A 20,950-nucleotide genomic window follows, 5' to 3' on the forward strand; every position below is an offset into this window, starting at 1 on the left:
TCAAGTCTAGCTTTGTGCCTCTTGACTTTCTTCCTTCTTTTCCATGAGATAGATATCTCCGAAACTCTCCTCTTGCACGAGGATCAGTTCCTGAGTTTTGATTAACTCCAAGGTTGCCAAAAAGAGGGTAATGACCTCTTGAACATTCTGGGCTTCCTTGAACAAATCCTGTAAACGCAACTGGTCTCGTCCAGTCAAGGACTCTTTTACGATGACCATCATGTCCTCAATCTTATACTCATCTCGCAAGATAGTTGTATGATTCTGAGCAAATTCCTCTTTTTTCTTGGCTAGGATATTTGAAAAAGCCAAAAAGAGGTCAATGGTCGTCTTGTCATGTACAAGCTCCGCATCTTCGTAAATCAACTCTGTTGGCGCTTTGGAATAGTACTGAGCCCGATCTTGGTGCTTAGCCTCCAAGTGCTCACCCAAGAGCTTGAACTTGCGGTATTCTTCGATTTGGGAGAGAAGGTCCTGCTCCAGGTCATCCTCTAAGTCTGTCACTTCAGCTACCTTTGGCAAGAGCTTGCGGCTCTTGATCAGCATGAGCTGACTGGCCATGACCATGTACTCGCCCGTCACTTCCAGACGCATGGCCTGCAGAGTTGAGACATAGGCTAGATACTGTTCGATAACTTCTGTAATAGGCACATCGTAGATATCCATCTGATACTTTGAGACCAAGTGCAAGAGCAGGTCCAAGGGCCCTTCAAAATCTTTTAATTTAATATCCATTATCTATATTTTTCTAAGGTCAGGACTGTTTTTAATCCTAATTTTTTTGCAATTTCGTACAAATCGACCTTGTTTTCTATTTGTCTTAGAATGAACTGTTCCCGCAAGGCTTGGGCTGATAAGGCTGGGAACCCCTTCTCCTTGACAAAGGACTCCAGCTGACGAAAGGCCCACTGACGAGAATAGGCTTTCCCTCCCCTTTCAAAGAGATAGGTCTGCCCCATCAAGGGTTCCAATTCTGAAAGCAAGGTCCTAGGAATGGCTACAATCCTCTGTTGGGAAGCCTTGTTAATTCGCAACACCTGAAAATCCAGATTGATATCTGCAACCTTAAGGGCTAAAATCTCGCTAGGCAAGAGCCCTATTTCCAAGATAAGAAGCGCCAGCAAGCGTCCTACTGGATAGTCACTTTCCTGCCAAAAAGACTCCAAGTCTAACAGTGCTGGCTTTTCGGTCTTCTTTTCAGCTTGTTTGGCTAATTCCAAGCGGTAAAAACTGTCCAGCTCTCCTCTTTGATAGAGAAAGTAGAGAAATTGGTTACAGGCCGAAAGTTTTCGCTTCTGGGCGCTGATTTTTAGATTGGCTAGCTGGGCTTGGTAAATCTTGAGACTGGTCTCAGAGACCCGCTCGCCCACAATATCTAAAAATTGCTCCAGATCATACCTATAAGACTGCTTTGAATTGGCAGACAAGCCCTGCTTTCCTTCTAAAAAGGCTGAAATCCTATCTCTCATTTGCATCGAATCTCATATTCCTTACTAAAGTCATGCAAGAGGGCATTAACTGCCTTGAGGATGGACTTGCGCGTGATGATTCCTTGGAAAATTCCTTCATCATCTACAACTGGCAAGAAAGGTTCATCTACCAGTTTATGGAGGACTTCAGTGATGTTATAGTCTGGAGCGACGACTGCTACATCCGTCTTGGTCATATTGACGATATCTGTAGTTGCCATCTGCTCATCCGTCAAACCTTGCTCCATTTGATAAGCCAAAATGTCTCTCAGACCAATGGTTCCGACAAAGCGTTTGTCAAAGGTCACAACAGGGATACGGGTATAGGTGATTTGGCTCAACACCAAAATCGCATGGTCAGCGTTATGGGTATCAATCAAAGCTGCTAGATTCTCAGCAGGGGTAAGAAAAGTCTCTTCCTGCTCCAGTAAAAATGCTTCAAATTCCTTGGCAATCATCGAGCAAACTCCTTGGACAAGCCTGGATAAACCTCATGATCACGTGTCAAAAAGTCTACTTTAAAATAGCTGTCATCAATCTCCACACGGGCATAGAGACATTCTCTAATAGTGCCTCGTGGTTGACTGATGGAGCCTGGATTGAGAAAAAGAGTCTTTCCTTCCATCCAAGCATTTGGCACATGTAAGTGACCATAGAGACAGATGTCCGCTTCTTCTTCCTGAGCCCAGTAGTCCAACTTTTGAAAGTTGAAATTGATATCAAACAAGTGTCCGTGAGTCTGGATGATCTTGGTCGGACCAAGTTGAGTCACCAAACGTTCTGGATAGCCCGCATAAAAGTCCATGTTGCCTTTGACGACATAGATGCCCTCCCAGAGCGGAGAATCGGGACGAAGTTCAGAATCACCATCGTGAAAAATGGCATCGACTTTCCCCAGATAGCGATCACGAATTTCTTCCACAATCAAGCTATCGCCATGGGAATCACTCATTACAATGATGGTTTGCTTTGCCATGATGGAAATACCTCCAAAAGTTTCTTAACGGCTAAGGCACGGTGGGATTGGCTATTTTTTTCTTCCAGGGTTAATTCAGCTGAGGATTTGCCTGTCTCTCCCACAAGGAAAAGGGGATCATAGCCAAAGCCATTTTCGCCCTTGGGTTCAAAGTTGATATAACCTGGCCAGTCAGCTTCGACAACCAAGCTTTCCTTGTTTGGACTAGCTACAACTAGGGTCGTATGGAACTGAGCCGAACGGTCCTTGAGATCAAAGACCATGGCCAATTCGTGCAAGAGCTTGGCATTGTTTTCACGATCAGTCGCTCCCACTCCTGCAAAACGGGCTGACCAGACACCTGGCAAGCCACCGAGGACATCGACTTTGAGACCAGAATCATCTGCTAAAACCATCTTGCCTGTTAATTGGGAAATGGTTTCTGCCTTGAGCCGGGCATTTTCTTCGAAGGTCATGCCTGTTTCAGCTACTTCAGGTAGGTCAGGGTAATCATTGAGATTTTCCACATCATAGCCCAGCTTGTCAAAGATAGCTCGGAATTCCTTGGTCTTGCCTTCGTTACGAGTCGCAATCAACAAGGTTTCTCTAACCTTGCTAGTTTCAAAGAAGTCTTGAACATTGACCCCCTCTTTAGGCAATTCTATATGCAGGAGTTGCCCATTTTCTACCAAGAGTAGGGCTCCCTGACGTTGGATGACTTCCAAGTTACGTCCTGCTTCCGCATTTAAAATCTCAACGATAAAAGAGAGTAAACGGAAGTTAGAAGACCAGCGCATCACCGTTATCGTAATTGGAAAGCCATTTTCCTTATCACGAAAAATCCGCGCCAAATCCATAAAATCAAGATCAAGCGGATCTTTGATGAGACTGTCGATGCCTCCATAGACGTCCCAGACACCGACATACCAGTCCTGGTCGTCCTTGTATTCATAAATTTTGTTTGTCATAAAGTTACATGCTCCACATGAATCTCTTTTTCCAGCCATTCTGCTCCAATCTGAGCAAAACTCTGGCTACTAGCTGTTGTGTAAAATCGGTGCTGAAGCGGGTTAGCATCCCGGCTACGATTGATTTCAAAATAATTGAGCAAGACAGAGATGTCCCGTACACACTCTGCTCCACTATCGATAAGTTTTACATCTGGTCCCATGACATTCTGGATGATAGGGCGAAGGAGTGGGTAATGGGTACAACCCAAAATCAAACTATCCACCTTTCCAACCAAGGGACGCAGGGTTTCATAAACCACTTTCTTGGTTACACTGGTCGACAGGGCACCAGACTCCACCAAGGGAGCAAACTTGGGGCAGGCCAAACTCTCCACCTGTAAGTCTGGATCCAAATCATGAATTTTCTGACGATAGATGTCTGATTGTACCGTCATGGGAGTTCCAATCACCCCAATTTTCCCACCTTGACTGGACTTGATGGCTGCCGAAGCTCCTGGCAAAATCACACCTAGGACGGGAATATCTAGTTTCGCCTTGATTTCTTCCCAGACGACCGCAGTCGCAGTATTACAAGCAATGACAATCATCTTGACATCCTTGGTCAAGAGAAAGTTGACCAACTGCCAAGTATATTCACGAATTTGCTCAGCAGGACGGGGTCCATAAGGCGCCCGCGCCGAATCTCCAATATAGACGATTTCTTCATGGGGAAGCTGGCGCATGAGCTCACGAACAACAGTCAAGCCCCCAACACCTGAATCCAAAAAACCAATTGGTCGATTATCCATACAGTCTTCTTTCTAGTCTTTTTTCTGATTGATAGTTCATCATGATTTCTTGTCCTGAACGATTTGACCGACAGCTTGATAGAATGTCAACTGCCTCTCTCTTAATCATAATCAAATATCAATAGAATACAAGGAAAAAGTCTTATCCTTGAGAACTATTGAACATAGTGAGAAGTCTGGAACTTTCATCCCAGACTTTTCCTATTTATTTCTTTTTATTGTTAGCAAGGGCTGCTTTTTGTTGACGGATGATTTGGTGGTAAACTTGTTGTACCTTGGCTTCGCTTGGTTTTTGACCATTTGCGCTCAAAAGAGCACGAACTGCCTCAGCATTCAAACGTGGGTTGTCCGCAAATTCTTTTTCGATTTGCTTACGAACCAAGTACATCCCTCCAAGAGCTCCTCCTAGAAAAGCTAGCACAATCAAGACAATTGCTAAAAGTAAATCCATTCTATTTCTCCTGTTTCTTTTTGAGTCTTCTATATTATACCATAAAGTGACTTTCCTGACTAGTTTGTTTTACGCTTTCAAGAGAGGGTTAAGCCAATTCTAAGCTAGTCTTACAATCAGATTGAACTATGAAATTACGAATAATTCCACCCTTTCCTCTCTTTCTTCTACTTTTTTAAGAAAAAGCAATCTCAAATATGTTTTTCACCAAAAACCTCTTGACAAATGCTAAGCGACCATTAGAATGGGAGGTGAGGAGATAAATAGAAACAAATTAAACGAAACTGCTTTATAAAATGTAAGCGGTTTCTAATACACAAAGGAGGGTTTTATGAAAAAACACTTTTGGGAGAAATCCTGTCGCTATAGCATCCGCAAGCTGACGGTTGGGACTGCTTCTGTTTTGCTGGGGGCTGTTTTTCTAGTCAACCACACTGTAGCCGCAGACAGTGTTGAGGTTAGGCAAACTGAACCAACCTCTGTCGAAGCTATCACTAAGCCTGATAGTGAATCCAAAGCTGCTGAAGCTACTGAAACTACAAATCCGTCTCAAGCCGAGAGTCCAGTAGTTTCCGAAAGCAAGCCAGCTGTGGAGACTCAGACAACAAATAGTCAATCTAGTGAAGAAGCCATTGTAGAAGCTAAAGAAAATAAGGAACCTGAAAAAACAGATCAGCCGGTGACAAAGCAAGAAAACTATCAACTCAACTACGATCAGCCAACAGCTCCCTCCTATGATGGATGGGAAAAACAAGCCCTCCCTGTCGGAAATGGAGAGATGGGAGCCAAGGTTTTCGGACTCATTGGGGAAGAGAGAATCCAGTACAACGAAAAGACCCTCTGGTCTGGAGGACCACAACCCGATAGCACCGACTATAACGGAGGAAACTACAAGGAGCGCTACAAGGTCTTAGCAGAGATACGTAAAGCCCTCGAAGCTGGTGATCGCCAAAAAGCAAAACAGCTAGCTGAACAAAATCTAGTTGGACCAAACAACGCCCAGTATGGACGTTACCTAGCCTTTGGTGATATCTTCATGGTCTTTAATAACCAGAAGAAAGGACTAGATACTGTAACTGATTATCACCGTAATCTAGACATCACCGAAGCCACTACGACCACTTCTTACACCCAAGATGGGACGACCTTCAAACGCGAAACCTTCTCCAGCTATCCTGATGATGTCACTGTGACTCACTTGACCAAAAAAGGAAACAAGACACTTGACTTTACCCTTTGGAACAGTTTGACAGAAGACTTGCTTGCTAATGGCAACTACTCTTGGGAATATTCCAACTATAAGAACGGTCATGTCACTACAGATGCAAACGGAATCCTTCTAAAAGGAACTGTCAAAGATAACGGCCTCAAATTTGCATCCTATCTAGGAATTAAAACGGACGGAAAGGTGACTGTTCAGGACGAAACTCTGACCGTTACAGGCGCAAGTTATGCAACCCTCTATCTCAGTGCCAAGACTAACTTTGCTCAGAATCCAAAAACCAACTATCGAAAAGACATTGACCTCGAAAAAACAGTTAAAGGGATTGTCGAAGCAGCTAAGGCCAAAGACTACGAAACACTTAAAAAGGCCCATATCAAGGACTATCAAAGACTCTTTAACCGCGTTAAACTAAATCTAGGCGGAAACAAGACTGCTCAAACGACAAAAGAGGCCCTTCAAAGCTATAACCCTAGCAAAGGTCAAAAACTGGAAGAACTTTTCTTCCAATATGGCCGATATCTACTGATTAGTTCGTCTCGTGATCGGACAGATGCTCTGCCTGCCAACCTACAAGGAGTCTGGAATGCTGTAGACAATCCACCTTGGAACGCTGACTACCACCTCAATGTCAATTTGCAAATGAACTATTGGCCCGCCTACATGAGCAACCTTGCTGAAACAGCCAAGCCAATGATCAATTACATTGACGATATGCGTTACTATGGCCGTATCGCTGCTAAGGAATACGCTGGTATCGCATCCAAAGATGGACAAGAAAATGGCTGGCTGGTTCACACCCAAGCAACACCATTTGGCTGGACTACTCCAGGCTGGAATTACTATTGGGGTTGGTCTCCAGCAGCCAACGCTTGGATGATGCAGAATGTCTATGACTATTATAAATTCACCAAGGATGAGACCTATCTCAAAGAAAAGATTTACCCAATGCTCAAGGAAACAGCTAAGTTCTGGAATTCCTTCTTGCACTATGACAAGGCCAGTGACCGTTGGGTGTCTTCTCCATCCTACTCACCAGAACACGGGACCATCACCATCGGAAATACCTTTGACCAATCGCTAGTCTGGCAGCTATTCCACGACTACATGGAAGTCGCCAACCATCTGAATGTCGACAAAGACTTAGTCACAGAGGTAAAGGCTAAATTTGACAAACTCAAACCGCTGCACATCAACAAAGAGGGACGTATCAAGGAATGGTACGAGGAGGACAGCCCTCAATTCACCAATGAAGGGATTGAAAATCACCACCGCCACGTTTCCCATCTAGTTGGTCTCTTCCCAGGTACGCTCTTTAGCAAGGACCAGGCTGAATACTTAGAGGCTGCGCGTGCTACCCTCAACCACCGTGGAGATGGTGGTACTGGTTGGTCTAAGGCCAATAAAATCAATCTCTGGGCTCGTCTGCTGGACGGTAACCGTGCCCATCGCTTGCTCGCCGAACAGCTCAAGTATTCAACCCTAGAAAATCTTTGGGATACGCACGCGCCTTTCCAAATTGATGGCAACTTTGGAGCGACCAGTGGGATGGCAGAAATGCTTCTCCAATCTCATACAGGCTATATTGCACCATTACCAGCCCTTCCAGATGCTTGGAAAGACGGTCAGGTTTCTGGCTTGGTTGCTCGAGGAAACTTTGAAGTCAGCATGAAGTGGAAAGATAAGAACTTGCAAAGCTTGTCCTTCCTTTCAAATGTCGGTGGAGACCTGGTTGTAGACTATCCAAATATCGAAGCTAGCCAAATCAAGGTCAATGGCAAAGCAGTCACGGCAACTGTGCTTAAAGATAATCGCATCCAACTGGCAACACAAAAAGGTGACGTCATTACCTTTGAACACTTCCCTGGTCATGTAACCAGTCTGACAGCAGTTCGACAAAATGGAGTCACTGCCGAACTTACCTTTAACCAAGTAGAAGGCGCTACCCACTATGTCATCCAAAGACAAGTGAAAGACGAAACTGGCCAAACTTCTGCGACCAGAGAATTTGTAACCAATCAAACTAACTTTATCGACCGATCACTCAATCCTCAACATGCCTATACTTATACTGTAAAGGCTATGCTGGGCGAGCTTTCCACACAAGTGTCTGAACAGGCTACTGTCGAAACCTATAGCGAGTTGATGGACGACCGAGATAGCCGTATCCAGTACGGAGCCGCCTTTGGAAACTGGGCAGACTCAGAATTATTTGGAGGAACAGAGAAATTTGCTGACCTTTCAAAGGGAGACTACACAGACGAAGACCTCACTGCCACCATTCCTTTCACTGGTGTTGGTATCGAAATCTATGGACTGAAATCGTCTGAATTAGGTCTTGCCACTGCTAAAATTGATGGCAAAGAGGTCGGGGAGCTTGACTTCCATACTGCTGGAGCAACTGAAAAAGGTAGTCTCATCGGTCGCTTCGCAGGATTGTCTGACGGACCTCACACATTGACTCTTAGCGTTAAACGTGAGCACAAACACCGTGGTAGTGAGCGCTCAAAAATTTCATTAGACTACTTCAAGATCCTAGCAGGAGCAGGCAACACGATTGAAAAAATGGATGATCGTGATTCGCGCATCCAATATGGTTCCCAGTTTAAGGACTGGTCTGACCCTGAACTCTACGGAGGTACAGAAAAATACGCTGACATCAACAACAGCGACTCTAGTGCAGCTTCAGAAGCTCAGGCAACTATTTCCTTTACAGGGACAGGTATTCGTATCTATGGTTTGAAGAGCCTTGCCCTTGGACGAGCACGTGTTACACTAGATGGCAAAGAAATGCCAAGTCTAGACTTCTACACTTCAGGTGCAACTGAAAAGAGAGCTTTTATTGGCGAATTTACAAACCTTACTGACGGTCCGCACACCCTGACACTACAAGTTGACCCAGATTCGCCAGAAGGTCGCAAGAAAATCTCTCTAGACTCCTTTGATATCATCAAAGCTCCAGCTGTTGGTTTAGATAGCCCGAGCATCGCGCCTCTTAAGGAAAATGACAAAGAAATTTCCTTAAGCCTACCAGCTGGAGATTGGGAAGCCATCGCAGTGACCTTCCCAGGTGTCAAAGATCCTCTAGTCTTGCGTAAGGTGGATGAAACGCATCTGGTTACCAGTGGAGATCAGACTATCCTATCAATCCAAGACAATCAAGTTCAAATCCCAATCCCTGACGAAACCGATCGCAAAGCTGGAAATGCCATTGAAGCTTATACCATTCAAGGTACTACCACAAGCAGCCCTATCGTAGCCGTCTTTACTAAAAAGGATGAAAAGCAAGTTGATGAGAAGCAACCAACTACAAGCAAGGGAGAGGAACCAGCTCCTACTGTTGAAATTCCTGAATACACTAAACCTATCGGGACTGCAGGGCAAGAAGTGCCACCCACTGTAGAAAAGCCTGAATACACCGAACCTATCGGAACGGCGGGGCAAGAAGAGCCTCCTACTGTGGATAAGCCGGAATACACCAACCCTATCGGGACTGCAGGAGAAGAAGAAGCTCCAACAGTTGAAATTCCGGAATACACCAACCCTATCGGGACTGCAGGTCAAGAGGAACCGCCTACAGTGACAATTCCGGAATACACTGAGCCTATCGGAACCGCAGGGCAAGAAGATGCGCCTACTATTGAAAAACCTGAGTACACTGACCCTATCGGAACTAGTGGGGATCAGGTTGCTCCAACCCTTAGCCTTCCTGATTATTCAGTTCGAGTCTTAAAAGACAAGGAAACTGGAGTGGAAATTATTGGTGGAGTCAGTGACTTAGAAGGAATTTCTCACATCTCTAGCCGACGTGTCCTAGCTCAGGAACTCTTTGGCAAGACCTATGATGCTTACGGCCTACAGCTTAAAAATCCAACCGATCATAGCTTGCAGCCAAAAGGCTCTGTCTTGGTTCGCTTGCCTATTTCAGCTAACGTAGAAAAGGTCTACTATATTACTCCGACCAAGGAGTTGCAAGCCCTTGATTTCGACGTTCGAGACGGAAAGGCAGAATTCATCACTAATCATTTCAGTACCTATGCTGTCGTCTATCAAGCTACTGGAACAAGCTCTAACACAGAGGAAAAACCAAGTGCTTCAGATACAGAAACCTTGGCACACGAGGCTGAACAACTTCCAGCTAGTCCGAGCCTTGCTAAAGCTGGAAATCATTCTCCTAAAGAAGAACTTCCAGCAACAGGAGAAGCGTCCAACCCACTCCTCTTCTTAGCAGGACTCAGCCTAGCCCTTACAGCCACTTTTATGTTAAAAGGGAGAAAGGATGACTCCAACTAACCTTTAAACACACAAAAACAGGATGAAGATCACCTTCATCCTGTTTTATTTTGTAATCAAAAGTTATGTTTACAGCAGGTATAAAAAGGCTAGGGTCAAGAGACTTGCTAGAAGCCCAACTCCCCAAAAGAAGAAGTCAACCTTCCACTCACTCCAAGGATTGCCCTTGCCTGAGAATCCTCCAAGTTCAAAATGGTGGTGGACAGGCGTCATACGGAAAATACGCTTCCCACCACTAAGTTTGAAGTAGGTGACCTGCATCATAACAGAGCTTGTCTCAAAGACATAGATAATCCCAATCAACAAAAGGGTCCATTCTTGGTGGAGAGCCATAGAAATCGCTGCCAGCATCCCACCTAGAGCTAAACTTCCCACATCTCCCATGAAGACCTTGGCAGGCTTGTGGTTAAAGACGAAGAAGCCTAGTAAACCACCAATCATGGTAAGAATCACAAGAAGAATATCCAGTTGATTTTGCATATAAGCAATCACACCATAGGCCGACAAGCTAATCACCACTGAAATACTTGCTAAGCCGTCTATCCCGTCCGTCAGATTCACCGCATTTGAAAAGCCAACTAGCCAGAAAAGGGCAAAGAAGATATAGAAAATACCCAGATGTACTTGGTAGCCAAAAACTGAAAGCATGTCGCCACCACGCTCATAAAAGAGGTAGAAAATCACTCCTCCAAGCAACTGTAGAGCAAGCTTTTGCTTGGGATTCAAGCCCTCGTTGATCTTACGAAAGACCTTGAGGAAATCATCCAAAAAACCTACCAAACCATACAAAACCAAGATAAACAAAATCATGCCTACATTGTTGGTCAATTGTTGGGTAAAGAGAGCGACAAGGAAGCTCACAACAACTGCAACAATAAGGAAGACAAGTCCTCCCATGGTTGGAGTCCCAGCTTTAGCTTGGTGTTGCTTGACATCCTCGTGCATCTGCTGACCCGTAATCTGTGCTTTTCGATAAAATCGGATAAAGGCTGGAATACCTATCAAGGTCAATAGAAAGGCTAGAACTCCAGCACTAATGGAACTAATCATCTTAATCTCCTAAAGTTATTTTCATTTTTTTAATGTCTTTGAGGGCTGTGTTGGCACGGACACTCTGCTTCTTAACCGTTTTGCCACTACCTTCCCACTCGACTTCTATATTCAGCCATTTGGCAAATGTTTGCACATTTTCATCTGTCCAGCCATACATATCAGGCATTTCTTCGACCTTATCTGACAGGATCAAGATCTGCTGATTGGCTTCCAAATTATCTCCTTCAGAAACCGAGAGTTCCTTGATCTTGGTTCCTGTTCCGATAACAATTGGTTGGACCAGGTTTCGGCGCAATTCTTCTGCTAGGTCACCCGGAGTAAAGTCTTTGGTAGCCGGCATAGCATAGCTTGTCGTCTTGCTGACCTGATCCAAGTTCTTGGCAGTTGACTGAAGATTGAGGGATTCTTTCATAGCAGAAGCTCGCTCAAGGATTGGATTGGCAAACTCCCCAAGCTGAACGCCTGAATAATGCTCTGGCTGTTGCACCGTCACATAGAGGATAAAGTCAGGATTCTCTGCAGGATGCATCGACACAACAGAGAAGATATAGTTGGTTTCACCTGTCAGGTAGCCCCCATTCTTCTCATCGGCAATCTGAGCAGTCCCTGATTTCAGAGCGACATTCTGACCTGGAACATTGACATTTGGTTTTCCTGTACTGTGGTTGTACATGGTACCGTAGACAGGATCTGTTCCGACCATGACCATGTGCTCCCGAGTAGAGGACGCTGCTGTTTTTGACACAGGATTTCCGACAATTTCCTTTTGAGACTTACGAACAGACTGGTCATTTGGATCATAGAGGGCACTGATAAATTTTGGTTCCAACATAACCCCATCGTTGGCAATAGCTGTAAAAGCACGTAGCATCTGGGTCTGCGTTACAGAAATCCCCTGACCAAATGCACTCATGGCAATATTAACAATATTATCTGCAGGCAATTGACCTGAATACTCATCAGTCAGACCAAAACGCGTCGGCACCCCAAACTTAAAGCGATTGAGATAATCGAGCCAAGTCGCATCTCCCATTTTTTGTTCAAGTAGACTCATTCCAACATTACTGGAGTGAGCGAAACCTTGTGAGAAAGTCATCATCCCACCAGTAGTCAAACCATCATTAACATCCCAATCTCGAATCGTCGCATCCGCTATTTTTAATTCACTGCTATTGAAGTATTCTCCACCTGGGAAGGTATTGTTGTCAATAGAAGAAGCTAACGTCATGACCTTCATGGCTGATCCTGGTTCGTAGTTACTTTGATAGAGGATATCACGCCAGACAAAGTCTTTTGTGATGCCATCCTTGGTATCTGCATTAAAGGTCGGCCGTTGGGTCGTAGCCAGGATTTCCCCTGTTTTAGCGCTAACCAAGGTAGCCGTCATATACTTGCCTTTTACTTTTTCCTGGAAGGCATCCATCTGGGTTTCCATAAAGGATTGCAAGGGACTAGAAAGGGTTGTGTACACATCCTTTCCATCTACTGTTTGTTGAGAAGCTTGATCTGTACCCGGAACAATATTTCCCAGACGATCTTTCTCATAGGTGATGATCCCATCTGTACCCGCCAGAATGTTATTTAAAGAACTCTCCAATCCAGATGTCCCAATCAAACGTTTGGTCCCATCCTCATTTTCATGGAGTTGCGCTAAACCGATAAAGGAAGAAGCAAACTGTCCATTGGGATAACTACGGTTAGGGCTAGTTGTAAAGTCAACTCCCTCAACGCCAGCTGTTTTAAGGTCATTTTTAATAGCCATCATATTGGCATAGGTGATCCCATTTCCCTTGGTACCAAAAGACACCTGTTTTAGATCTGGCTGAGAAAGTTGTTCCTTGACATAAGACTCCTCCATATCGAGGTATTTATGGAAAATTTCAGCTACCTTATTAAATTGAGAATCTTCTACATAGAGAATTTTGCCTGTTGCTGACTTGTAGGTCTTGTCAATAACAGCATAGATATTATAAGAAGTCGCATCCTCAGCAATAGGCGTTCCATTACGATCGTAGATGGTCCCCCGCTTGGCTGGAATCGTCTTGGTTGTTTGGTGAACCTTTTTGGCCTCTTGAACCAAATCCTTACCAAATTTTTTACCCGTTCCGATAATGACCGCAAAGTTCACCAAAAAGACAGCGAAGAGTATGACAGCCAATAAACTCAGGCTTTTCCCTACTCTTCGACGATTTTCTTCTGGAGATTTACGGTTACGAACGGCATAACGGATGATTTTTTCTTTCCACTGTTTCATTTCTTACTCCGCTGCTCGGATATTTTCGTTATTCAGCTGCAAATCCTTGGAGTTTGCAATCTCTTTCAAACGTTCTGAACGAATCAATTCATTGACCTCTTGCTTGGCATCGTCTAGCTCGGTTTTCTTTTCTTCGATTTGAGCATTGACCTTGGTCAATTCATTCTGAACTTGTAGTAGCTTGGTCTGCATAAACACAACGCTGACTGCCAGAATAATCATTGTTGCAGCAATCGAAACATAGAAGGCCTTTTCCACACGTGAAAAACCTTTAAACTTCGTTTGCAATAACTGGCTTGTTTTTTCGATTCTTTCTGCCATGTTTTTCCTCTTACTTGTGAATTTTTCTAGCCACGCGCAACTTGGCTGAATGCGAACGATTGTTGGCTTCTAGCTCTTCAGCACTTGGCAAGATTGGCTTACGGGATACCAATTCCATCTTGGGCTTAAGGTCATCTGGAATGAAGGGCAAGCCTTTGGGAACTTCCACTGTTGAAGCTTCCTTGAATAATTGCTTGGTCAAGCGGTCTTCCAGCGAATGGAAGGTAATGACCAAGATTCTACCATCCAGAGCCAGCATGTCCATGGCCTGCTGGATAGATTCATCTGCAGCGCCCAGCTCATCATTGACTTCGATTCGGATAGCCTGAAAAATCTGCTTGGCAGGGTGTCCCTTTTTCTTGAGCTCCTTGGCAGGCTTGGCCGACTTGATAATCTCTGCCAACTCCGTCGTCGTCTCGATTGGTTTCACCTCACGCGCCTGCTCAATCTTGCGGGCAATCTGTTTAGAAAACTTATCCTCGCCATATTTGAAAAAGATCCGAACCAAGTCATGATAGTCATAATGATTGACAACTTCATAGGCCGTCAGACTAGCTTCCTGATTCATCCGCATATCCAGTGGCGCATCCTTTTTATAAGAAAAGCCACGCTCACGCTGATCCAGCTGAGGACTGGACACTCCCAAGTCATAACAAATTCCATCAATTTCCTGGACACCAGCCTCCTGCAAACGTGTCTGCAAATGACGGAAGTTATCCTTGATAAAGGTTACCATCCCCTTTTCGATATAGGGTGCCAACCGTTTGTGCGCATTGTCAATGGCATTCTGGTCCTGGTCAAAAGCATAGAGATGCCCTTTTTCGCTCAATTTACTTAATAAATATTCGCTATGGCCTGCTCCACCCAAAGTCGCATCAACGTAGATACCGTCAGGTTTTACGTCAAGCATATCAATCGTTTCATGAAGCAAGACCGTTACATGATGAAATTCTTTTGTCATATCCTATCTATTTTACCACAAATCTGACCAGCTTGCACTTGTCAGACAAGGCTAAGTTTCTTCGAAAAAAATTCTCAAAAATATGTCATATATACTTGACATCTCATCCCCGAAAGAATATAATATAGTCAAATATATACGACATATCAGAAAGGAGACCCTATGAATCGTGTGAAAGAATTCCGCAAGGAACTGGGAATTTCCCAGCTCGAGCTCGCCAAAGATATCGGTGTCTCGAGACAGACCATCAACATGATTGAAAACGACAAGTACAATCCAACCCTGGAACTCTGTCTCAACCTCGCCCGCAGCCTCCAAACTGACCTCAATAGCCTCTTTTGGGAAGACGATTTTTAAAAAAGGAGCAAACAAATGAAAAAAGAAACTCTCACTGAAAAACTCATCAAACGCATATACGGTATTTCTGGTCCCCTTGACGAACACAAACGGCGCGAGGCCGATCGTATCGGGAATCAGGTCTTTATTGTCCTCTTTTATCTGATGACATTTGGCAATCTTATCCCGCTCGTTCTTGCCTATAAATACCCGCAAATTGTTGCTATCGGCTATCCTCTCGTGGTGTTTAGCATTTCGATGATGGCTGCCCTCTATGTAGTCTCTCAAACCAAGAAAACGGGCATCACAGCTATTGATCCCGAAATGCTGAGTCAAAAAGAAAGTAAAAAGCTACATTTTCCGGGTCTAAAAGCCGGTCTGATCTACGGCATGGGCATGTTCTTTGGAATACCGCTTCTGAATGTCCTAACCGATGATAGCAAGGATTATCTTGCTTCTCTTTTAAATACAGGGCATTTTGTATCAACTATCCTAGCTACCTTCTTCTTCGGATTGACCATACAAATTATCGTCTCTCTTCGCATTCAAAAAGCCAAGAAAGACCAAGAAGACGACTAGGGGGTGCCTTATGAAATCACTAGCTAGACTACTGATCAGTCATGTTTTTATCAGTATTTTCCTTTCCTTCGCCCTTGTTTCAGGAGCTATTTCTCATACAGTTTTAATACTCTTACTCCTCTTTCTTCCTGCGCTCAATAAAGGTCTTGAGAAAATGCAATCAAAACGGGTACCTATCCTTAACGCAGCCCTCTTCTTTCTCCTCATATCCTTTCCACAGCTTTTAATCAATCCTGTCCAATGGAAATTTCCAATATTCCTAGTCATAACCATTATTTCAAGTTTGGCCTACTTCTATAACTTTTATCAAGTAGTTAAAGAAGTAGATCAAAAACAGTTGATTTAGGAGATTACTCCCATGAAAAAAGAAGATTTCACCACTCGCTTACTCAAATTATTCTTTCACATACAAGGCCCCTTTGATGAATGCCGCCAAGAGATGATCTACAGGGCTTGTGCTCGAGCCTTGATCCAAATCGTTTACTCCTCCCTCCTACTCTTCTTGTTCTATCTCCTATTTGGACGCTTCATAGAGTTGATTCGAGATGCCATGCCCTACCTCTATTTTGGACTTATCTTCGTTCTCTCATCTAGGGCGAGACTAGCAGTTCGCAACTTACATTTAGACAAGGATGACCCGTCCGAAATCCATCACAAAAGCTACAGCAAAAGCCAAATCAAAGTTCGTAGTTGGGGTGTATTCATCAGTATTCCAATTGGCTTGTTTGTCTTATCAGCCTTTCACAAACTCTTTGTTCAGCATCTCCCCCTCAATACCTTTTGGGACAATCTCTCCCAGTTCGATAAAACGCTCCCTTTACTAGTCTTAGGTTTGGGAATTGGTGCCATCTTTGGAACAATGACCTACACCTTTTTATCGGAACACGTTAAAAAATAGAGCAAGATTCGCTAATTTCTCATTTTATAGGCAAAGAATCCCACCTAGTTCGTTCTAGGTGGGATTTCCACTTCAATTCATAGAATATTTTCCAAAACATCTACTGACCTTCGTCACCAATTCTCCCACTGGGTTTCAATCTTGACATCGCCATAATTGCTTGGCGAGTACTTGCTGTCATAAATAGAACACCAGTCTTTCAAGACTTTCTGGTTGACGATTTCGTCAAAGTCTTTCTCTAATTCTTCTTTGGAAATATTATTTTTTCTTAAATATTCTCTTACTTTTTCTTCATCATCAATAAATTGACCTGGTTGCCTTGGCTCTTCAAAAATCGCAAGCTCTTTTTTGAGGATTTTCTTTTTTATATTATAGTGTGCTGAATACCATAGGGTAATATTCGAATTAGTCTTTCTTTCAAAAAGAATCGTCATTCCTTTAATACCTGAACCAAAATTAAATCCAATACTTATGTCTTTATAACCTTCAGGATGAGTTTGATACTTCCCTGAAGGGGTGTATGCAAAATATTCTCCATCATTAGGCCAACCTGGACTAATTTTAAACCCATCTATGTTTCTTAAAATATTATTTGTACGATATGTCTTCTCTGTCTCCTGGTAGATTTCATCAAAAATATTTTTAGGTTGTTTAGAAAAAAAGTAAAAACAAGATGATACGATTATCACGAATAAGGCTACTAAACCGAGTGCTTTCTTCATATTGTCACCAATTCTCCCACTGGGTTTCAATCTTGACATCGCCATAGTTGCTTGGCGAGTACTTACTGTCATAAATGGTACACCAGTCCTTCAAAACTTTCTGATTGACGATTTCGTCGTAGTAAGAATCCAAATCCTTGGCAGTGACACCATACTGCTCTAGGTAGGATTTCACCTGAGCTTCGTCTTCGATATAAGTTTCCGTATCTGCTTTCTTCAAACCTATTTTGACAATTTTTTTTAAAGTACGGTCTTGATAAGTATATTTATTCCATATCCTAACTCTCGTGTTTGGTCCTACTTGCCTCTCAAATGTAACGGAGCTTAATTGAGATGTATATTCAAAATTAAACCCAATTTCTATCTCAGAATAATCTGATGGTGTTTTCTCTTTGTTGTATAATCCGAACGGAGTATACGAAATATTAGGGTCATCACTTGGCCAATCCGGTCTGATTTTAAACCCATCTATATGCCTTAAAACATTATTTGACCGATATGTTTTCTCAGTTTCTTGGTATATCTCATCAAAAATGTTTTTAGGTTGTTTGGGAAAAAAGTAAAAATAAACTGATACAAGTAATACTACTATTGTTAAAACACCTAGTATTTTCTTCATAGATTTCCTCCTACTCCGCCACGGCTTCCAAGCGATTTAAAAACTTGGATACACCTGGATAGTTACTTTCAATATATGCTTTAATAGCGTCTTCCCCTTTTTCCATAACCTCTAATGGGGGAATACTGGAGTAAATAGTACTTCTAACCTCTTTCCAGTCCTTATTTTTCAAAAATTCTCTTTCTCTCTGAGAGGAATCTTTTTGAAGGTCAGCATAGTAAGAAGATATGGCTTGGTCATAGGATTGTCCCTTCTGCATACGGCCGATAAGATTGACCGAGTCCAAATCTGCCTTGTAATCATCCTCGCCAATGCTTGGTTTCATATCCGTAGCATTTTTAGTCGTGTCTCCCTCCCAGCCTGAAAGATCTTTGACATTCTCTCTACCGCCATAGACATCGGCTAACTGAACTTGATTAGGATTAAGATGAGTGGCCATAGTAATGGACTGGTGGGTAAAGTCTGCGTGACCTGCTCCATTGTTAGAGTATGACTTTAGTTTGCTGTCCCAAAATTGGTCAAAGTTACCAGAAGTACCATAAACTTTTTCGTACTTATCTTTATAATTCTGATATAGTTTAGGATCATTTTCTTTTAAACTCTCTGTATTTCTATATTCCCCACCAGCCATCTCATGTTGCAGTCTAAGATTATAAATCAATTTTTTTGCATCTTTTACATCTTCAATTCAAAGTTCTTTAAAAATTTCAAGAAGCGGTTTTTCTACTGTTCTTGATTTTCCTGTAATCGAGCTGCCAACAGTCACATTATAAAAATAAGTTTTCAAATGACCCGCTGTTTCCTTCCACCTAAAGTCATTATAGTAGGCGGCACCGACGACTCGCAAAAAGATATAGTCACGGAACTCTTGACTTGAGGTTGGGAATTTCTTATCTATCCCTTGCTTGATGGTCAAGAGCTGCTGGGCTGTCTCTGCATCAAAGCCGTATTCTGCCATCATGGTTTGGACAAAGGCTTTCTCTTGACGGCTGAGCTTCATGTCCTTTGTATCAGCATAGGCAGTCAGGTAGTTGGCCCAAGTCAGGTCAGATGGGACTTTAAAGACGCCTGTCTTTGCATCCCAACTCGTTTCAATCTGAGCAAGTCCGCGACTCAACTGCACGTCGATACTAGCTAGATCATCGAACAGGCCTCCTGAGTAGCTATCATAGGCGCGCAGGTCTTTCAAAATCGTTTCATAGACGCGTTTATTCGCATGGTGTCCTCGCATGAGTTCCACATTACTACGTCTCAATCTCCCCTTTTCTTCACTATCCATGGTCGAGGTAGAAAGGGATTGGTTGACTTCATCTAGATAGGCAATCATCTGCTCTTCCTGGCGGATCTTATCAAGTAGATCATCCTCACGCCAACTCTTGCTGTCGACCATCGTTTGATAGTCTTCTGGTAGTTTCTTGATGGCTTGAGAGAAGGTTTCTGCATAGAGCTGTCCCCCTTTGCTCAAGGGTAGCAAGACACTTGCAAAAAAACTTCTAGCCGAATCATAAGCGTCACCCTTTAGGCTCTCCTTATCCTCTGAAAACTTTTGGATGGCTGATTGCAAGTCTTGATAAGCCTCCACCTGAGATTGGCACATGGTCGCTACACTCGAACTTTGTAGTTGTGATTGTTCCAAATACATATCAATGCCCATGTCGTTTCTCCTCCTCTCTTTCTTGTTCCTTGCGTCTTTCATAGTAAACCGCATCCAAGTCTCCCTCTAATCGGAACTTTTCTTTCTTCAAATCATCCATGTGATAGGTGAGATCCTCAAAGATTTGGTTTTTGAGTTGATTTCTTTGCAGGAGCGTTTCTTCCAACTGTCCTGCGTATCGGCTCTGATAGGCTGCCTCCCACAAATCACTTTGATAACGGTGGCTAGCTCTATCATATCCTTCAAAGATTTCTATCAGTGCTTTAGTGCGGTAGTTCTCTTTCCCATTGTCTTCTAACTGGTACAAGAGTTCTCGCTCTCTGTTCTTCAACTCATCTAACTTGCTCATGTATGACTCCTAAAACCATTGGCACCCGCTTCATCTAGCGCCTCAAAATCGCTCGCTACAGAGTGAAGTCGTTCGGAAGTTAGGGTGACAGCGGCTGTTATCTGACTAGCTAGATTTTGATCCTTTGTCAGACATTGATGGGCCTTGTTATTCCCTTGAAGGGTCGTTAAGTCATCCTGACTAGCCGCAGCGATCGCTGTTAACGATTGACAAGCATTTTTAAGCTGAGTCGCATATGTTTGCGCAATATTTAGATCACTTTTTACTGTTGACATGGCTGTTTTATCCTTTTTCTGATTCCCCAGTGATAGGTACACTCCATTTAGCTATATAGGCCTATTATACCATGTTTCATAAAAGGAGCATCATTTTGTCCTGATTTATGTACCATTGTGTATTTTTTCAACAACTTCTCTCATCCAACTCGACGAAAAGAGTAAAAACTGTTACAATGTAGAAAAAGAAAAGAGGCCCTCATGACCAGTGTATATGATTTTTCCGTTTTAAACCAAAACGACCAAGCAACTCCCCTGAAGAGCTATCGTGGCAAGGTTCTCTTGATTGTCAACACTGCTACTGGATGTGGTTTAACGCCCCAGTACCAGGGACTTCAAGAACTCTATGAACGCTATCAAGATCAGGGCTTTGAAATCTTAGATTTCCCTTGCAATCAGTTCATGGGACAAGCACCTGGCAGCGCAGAGGAAATCAATAGTTTCTGTAGCCTACACTATCAGACAACTTTCCCTCGCTTTGCCAAGATTAAGGTCAACGGCAAGGAGGCTGATCCTCTTTATGTTTGGCTAAAAGACCAGAAATCTGGCCCACTAGGAAAACGAATCGAATGGAATTTTGCTAAGTTTCTCATTGGTCGAGATGGGCAAGTCCTTGAGCGCTTCTCTTCCAAAACAGACCCCCAAACCATCCAAGAGTCTCTCCAAAAAATACTCTAATTTCTTTTTAAAACGTATCCTTTCATTTAGTTTGAGCCCTGAAAGAATGCGTTTTTTCTTTAAAAAGTAACTGATTTTCTTTAATTTATATTTATTTTTTTG

Annotated in this window: 21 protein-coding genes and 1 pseudogene; 6 read left to right on the top strand and 16 right to left on the bottom strand. The window is 43.3% G+C overall.

The annotated features are described in order from the left end of the window. Nucleotides 1-6: 6 nt before the first annotated feature. The 7 genes from D8863_RS08755 to D8863_RS08785 form a co-directional block, all read right to left on the bottom strand. Nucleotides 7-735 carry a segregation/condensation protein A gene (locus D8863_RS08755; protein ID WP_000351888.1) on the bottom strand — a complete coding sequence of 243 codons (729 nt, stop codon included), beginning with the start codon at nt 733-735 and terminating at the stop codon, nt 7-9. Beyond that, nucleotides 735-1,469 carry a site-specific tyrosine recombinase XerD gene (xerD, locus tag D8863_RS08760; protein WP_312023393.1) on the bottom strand — a complete coding sequence of 245 codons (735 nt, stop codon included), beginning with the start codon at nt 1,467-1,469 and terminating at the stop codon, nt 735-737. Before xerD ends, D8863_RS08755 begins: the two co-directional genes overlap by 1 nt. Further along, nucleotides 1,466-1,927, bottom strand: a complete 462-nt coding sequence (cbpB, locus tag D8863_RS08765) for a cyclic-di-AMP-binding protein CbpB (RefSeq protein WP_000560696.1) — start codon at nt 1,925-1,927, stop codon at nt 1,466-1,468. Before cbpB ends, xerD begins: the two co-directional genes overlap by 4 nt. Then, complete coding sequence (locus tag D8863_RS08770; protein ID WP_125441683.1) at nt 1,924-2,445, bottom strand: metallophosphoesterase; 522 nt, start codon at nt 2,443-2,445, stop codon at nt 1,924-1,926. The genes cbpB and D8863_RS08770 overlap by 4 nt, the downstream gene beginning before the upstream one ends. Next, entirely contained in the window at nt 2,421-3,431 is a 1,011-nt protein-coding gene (locus tag D8863_RS08775; RefSeq protein WP_438827526.1) for a nucleoside-triphosphate diphosphatase, read from the bottom strand. Before D8863_RS08775 ends, D8863_RS08770 begins: the two co-directional genes overlap by 25 nt. Further along, nucleotides 3,389-4,183, bottom strand: a complete 795-nt coding sequence (gene racE / locus D8863_RS08780; protein WP_042768027.1) for a glutamate racemase — start codon at nt 4,181-4,183, stop codon at nt 3,389-3,391. Before racE ends, D8863_RS08775 begins: the two co-directional genes overlap by 43 nt. A 205-nt stretch (nt 4,184-4,388) precedes the next feature. After that, nucleotides 4,389-4,634, bottom strand: a complete 246-nt coding sequence (locus D8863_RS08785) for a YneF family protein (RefSeq protein WP_000364986.1) — start codon at nt 4,632-4,634, stop codon at nt 4,389-4,391. 331 nt (nt 4,635-4,965) lie between these two features. Here D8863_RS08785 and D8863_RS08790 point away from each other — a divergent pair, with 331 nt between their 5' ends. Next, on the top strand, nt 4,966-10,149 hold the full coding sequence (locus D8863_RS08790; protein ID WP_125441685.1) for an SIALI-17 repeat-containing surface protein: 5,184 nt from the start codon (nt 4,966-4,968) through the stop codon (nt 10,147-10,149). Between the two features lie 69 nt (nt 10,150-10,218). Here D8863_RS08790 and mraY read toward each other — a convergent pair whose 3' ends face one another. The 4 genes from mraY to rsmH are packed head-to-tail and all read right to left on the bottom strand — an operon-like array spanning nt 10,219 to nt 14,738. Beyond that, nucleotides 10,219-11,199: a phospho-N-acetylmuramoyl-pentapeptide-transferase gene (gene mraY / locus D8863_RS08795; RefSeq protein ID WP_084976028.1), complete on the bottom strand. Its 981-nt coding sequence runs from the start codon at nt 11,197-11,199 to the stop codon at nt 10,219-10,221. Nucleotide 11,200: 1 nt separating this feature from the next. Then, entirely contained in the window at nt 11,201-13,456 is a 2,256-nt protein-coding gene (pbp2x, locus tag D8863_RS08800; protein ID WP_125441686.1) for a penicillin-binding protein PBP2X, read from the bottom strand. Nucleotides 13,457-13,459: 3 nt separating this feature from the next. Then, entirely contained in the window at nt 13,460-13,777 is a 318-nt protein-coding gene (gene ftsL, locus D8863_RS08805; protein WP_049500388.1) for a cell division protein FtsL, read from the bottom strand. Between the two features lie 10 nt (nt 13,778-13,787). Then, nucleotides 13,788-14,738, bottom strand: a complete 951-nt coding sequence (rsmH, locus tag D8863_RS08810) for a 16S rRNA (cytosine(1402)-N(4))-methyltransferase RsmH (protein ID WP_125441687.1) — start codon at nt 14,736-14,738, stop codon at nt 13,788-13,790. Nucleotides 14,739-14,900: 162 nt separating this feature from the next. Here rsmH and D8863_RS08815 point away from each other — a divergent pair, with 162 nt between their 5' ends. From D8863_RS08815 to D8863_RS08830, 4 genes are read left to right on the top strand one after another with little or no spacing between them, the layout of a single operon-like run. Beyond that, nucleotides 14,901-15,095, top strand: coding sequence for a helix-turn-helix transcriptional regulator (locus D8863_RS08815; protein ID WP_001082470.1), 195 nt, complete (start codon nt 14,901-14,903; stop codon nt 15,093-15,095). Nucleotides 15,096-15,110: 15 nt separating this feature from the next. Further along, nucleotides 15,111-15,653, top strand: coding sequence for a DUF3278 domain-containing protein (locus D8863_RS08820; protein WP_125441688.1), 543 nt, complete (start codon nt 15,111-15,113; stop codon nt 15,651-15,653). A 10-nt stretch (nt 15,654-15,663) separates the two neighbouring features. Beyond that, nucleotides 15,664-15,999, top strand: coding sequence for a hypothetical protein (locus D8863_RS08825; RefSeq protein WP_125441689.1), 336 nt, complete (start codon nt 15,664-15,666; stop codon nt 15,997-15,999). Nucleotides 16,000-16,011: 12 nt separating this feature from the next. Further along, nucleotides 16,012-16,551 (top strand): DUF3278 domain-containing protein, encoded by a 540-nt coding sequence (locus D8863_RS08830; RefSeq protein ID WP_125441690.1) that lies wholly within the window; start codon nt 16,012-16,014, stop codon nt 16,549-16,551. Nucleotides 16,552-16,664: 113 nt separating this feature from the next. Here the strand turns inward: D8863_RS08830 and D8863_RS08835 are convergent, their stop codons facing one another. From D8863_RS08835 to D8863_RS08855, 5 genes and pseudogenes are all read right to left on the bottom strand, one after another. Then, nucleotides 16,665-17,273: a TipC family immunity protein gene (locus D8863_RS08835; protein ID WP_125441691.1), complete on the bottom strand. Its 609-nt coding sequence runs from the start codon at nt 17,271-17,273 to the stop codon at nt 16,665-16,667. A gap of 4 nt (nt 17,274-17,277) precedes the next feature. Next, on the bottom strand, nt 17,278-17,892 hold the full coding sequence (locus D8863_RS08840) for a TipC family immunity protein (protein WP_125441692.1): 615 nt from the start codon (nt 17,890-17,892) through the stop codon (nt 17,278-17,280). A gap of 10 nt (nt 17,893-17,902) precedes the next feature. Further along, nucleotides 17,903-19,546: pseudogene (locus D8863_RS08845) on the bottom strand (T7SS effector LXG polymorphic toxin). Then, nucleotides 19,536-19,895, bottom strand: coding sequence for a DUF3958 family protein (locus tag D8863_RS08850; protein ID WP_125441693.1), 360 nt, complete (start codon nt 19,893-19,895; stop codon nt 19,536-19,538). The pseudogene D8863_RS08845 and the gene D8863_RS08850 overlap by 11 nt, the downstream one beginning before the upstream one ends. Next, a complete protein-coding gene (locus D8863_RS08855) occupies nt 19,892-20,170 on the bottom strand; it encodes a TIGR04197 family type VII secretion effector (RefSeq protein WP_125441694.1) in 279 nt (92 codons plus the stop codon). Before D8863_RS08855 ends, D8863_RS08850 begins: the two co-directional genes overlap by 4 nt. Before the next feature lie 201 nt (nt 20,171-20,371). Here D8863_RS08855 and D8863_RS08860 point away from each other — a divergent pair, with 201 nt between their 5' ends. After that, nucleotides 20,372-20,848 (top strand): glutathione peroxidase, encoded by a 477-nt coding sequence (locus D8863_RS08860; RefSeq protein WP_125441695.1) that lies wholly within the window; start codon nt 20,372-20,374, stop codon nt 20,846-20,848. Nucleotides 20,849-20,950: the final 102 nt, after the last annotated feature.

The sequence above is a fragment of the Streptococcus oralis genome, assembly GCF_003943825.1.
Classification (GTDB): Bacteria; Bacillota; Bacilli; order Lactobacillales; family Streptococcaceae; genus Streptococcus; species Streptococcus oralis_CD.

Bases quoted from the DNA above. Each gene is read 5' to 3' on its own strand.
- pbp2x (WP_125441686.1), bottom strand. From the start codon at position 13,456: ATGAAACAGTGGAAAGAAAAAATCATCCGTTATGCCGTTCGTAACCGT.
- D8863_RS08785 (WP_000364986.1), bottom strand. From the start codon at position 4,634: ATGGATTTACTTTTAGCAATTGTCTTGATTGTGCTAGCTTTTCTAGGA.
- rsmH (WP_125441687.1), bottom strand. From the start codon at position 14,738: ATGACAAAAGAATTTCATCATGTAACGGTCTTGCTTCATGAAACGATT.
- D8863_RS08825 (WP_125441689.1), top strand. From the start codon at position 15,664: ATGAAATCACTAGCTAGACTACTGATCAGTCATGTTTTTATCAGTATT.
- D8863_RS08770 (WP_125441683.1), bottom strand. From the start codon at position 2,445: ATGGCAAAGCAAACCATCATTGTAATGAGTGATTCCCATGGCGATAGC.
- mraY (WP_084976028.1), bottom strand. From the start codon at position 11,199: ATGATTAGTTCCATTAGTGCTGGAGTTCTAGCCTTTCTATTGACCTTG.
- ftsL (WP_049500388.1), bottom strand. From the start codon at position 13,777: ATGGCAGAAAGAATCGAAAAAACAAGCCAGTTATTGCAAACGAAGTTT.
- D8863_RS08840 (WP_125441692.1), bottom strand. From the start codon at position 17,892: ATGAAGAAAATACTAGGTGTTTTAACAATAGTAGTATTACTTGTATCA.
- D8863_RS08755 (WP_000351888.1), bottom strand. From the start codon at position 735: ATGGATATTAAATTAAAAGATTTTGAAGGGCCCTTGGACCTGCTCTTG.
- D8863_RS08775 (WP_438827526.1), bottom strand. From the start codon at position 3,431: ATGGCTGGAAAAAGAGATTCATGTGGAGCATGTAACTTTATGACAAAC.
- D8863_RS08790 (WP_125441685.1), top strand. From the start codon at position 4,966: ATGAAAAAACACTTTTGGGAGAAATCCTGTCGCTATAGCATCCGCAAG.
- D8863_RS08820 (WP_125441688.1), top strand. From the start codon at position 15,111: ATGAAAAAAGAAACTCTCACTGAAAAACTCATCAAACGCATATACGGT.
- racE (WP_042768027.1), bottom strand. From the start codon at position 4,183: ATGGATAATCGACCAATTGGTTTTTTGGATTCAGGTGTTGGGGGCTTG.
- D8863_RS08860 (WP_125441695.1), top strand. From the start codon at position 20,372: ATGACCAGTGTATATGATTTTTCCGTTTTAAACCAAAACGACCAAGCA.
- xerD (WP_312023393.1), bottom strand. From the start codon at position 1,469: ATGAGAGATAGGATTTCAGCCTTTTTAGAAGGAAAGCAGGGCTTGTCT.
- D8863_RS08835 (WP_125441691.1), bottom strand. From the start codon at position 17,273: ATGAAGAAAGCACTCGGTTTAGTAGCCTTATTCGTGATAATCGTATCA.
- D8863_RS08815 (WP_001082470.1), top strand. From the start codon at position 14,901: ATGAATCGTGTGAAAGAATTCCGCAAGGAACTGGGAATTTCCCAGCTC.
- D8863_RS08855 (WP_125441694.1), bottom strand. From the start codon at position 20,170: ATGTCAACAGTAAAAAGTGATCTAAATATTGCGCAAACATATGCGACT.
- D8863_RS08850 (WP_125441693.1), bottom strand. From the start codon at position 19,895: ATGAGCAAGTTAGATGAGTTGAAGAACAGAGAGCGAGAACTCTTGTAC.
- cbpB (WP_000560696.1), bottom strand. From the start codon at position 1,927: ATGATTGCCAAGGAATTTGAAGCATTTTTACTGGAGCAGGAAGAGACT.
- D8863_RS08830 (WP_125441690.1), top strand. From the start codon at position 16,012: ATGAAAAAAGAAGATTTCACCACTCGCTTACTCAAATTATTCTTTCAC.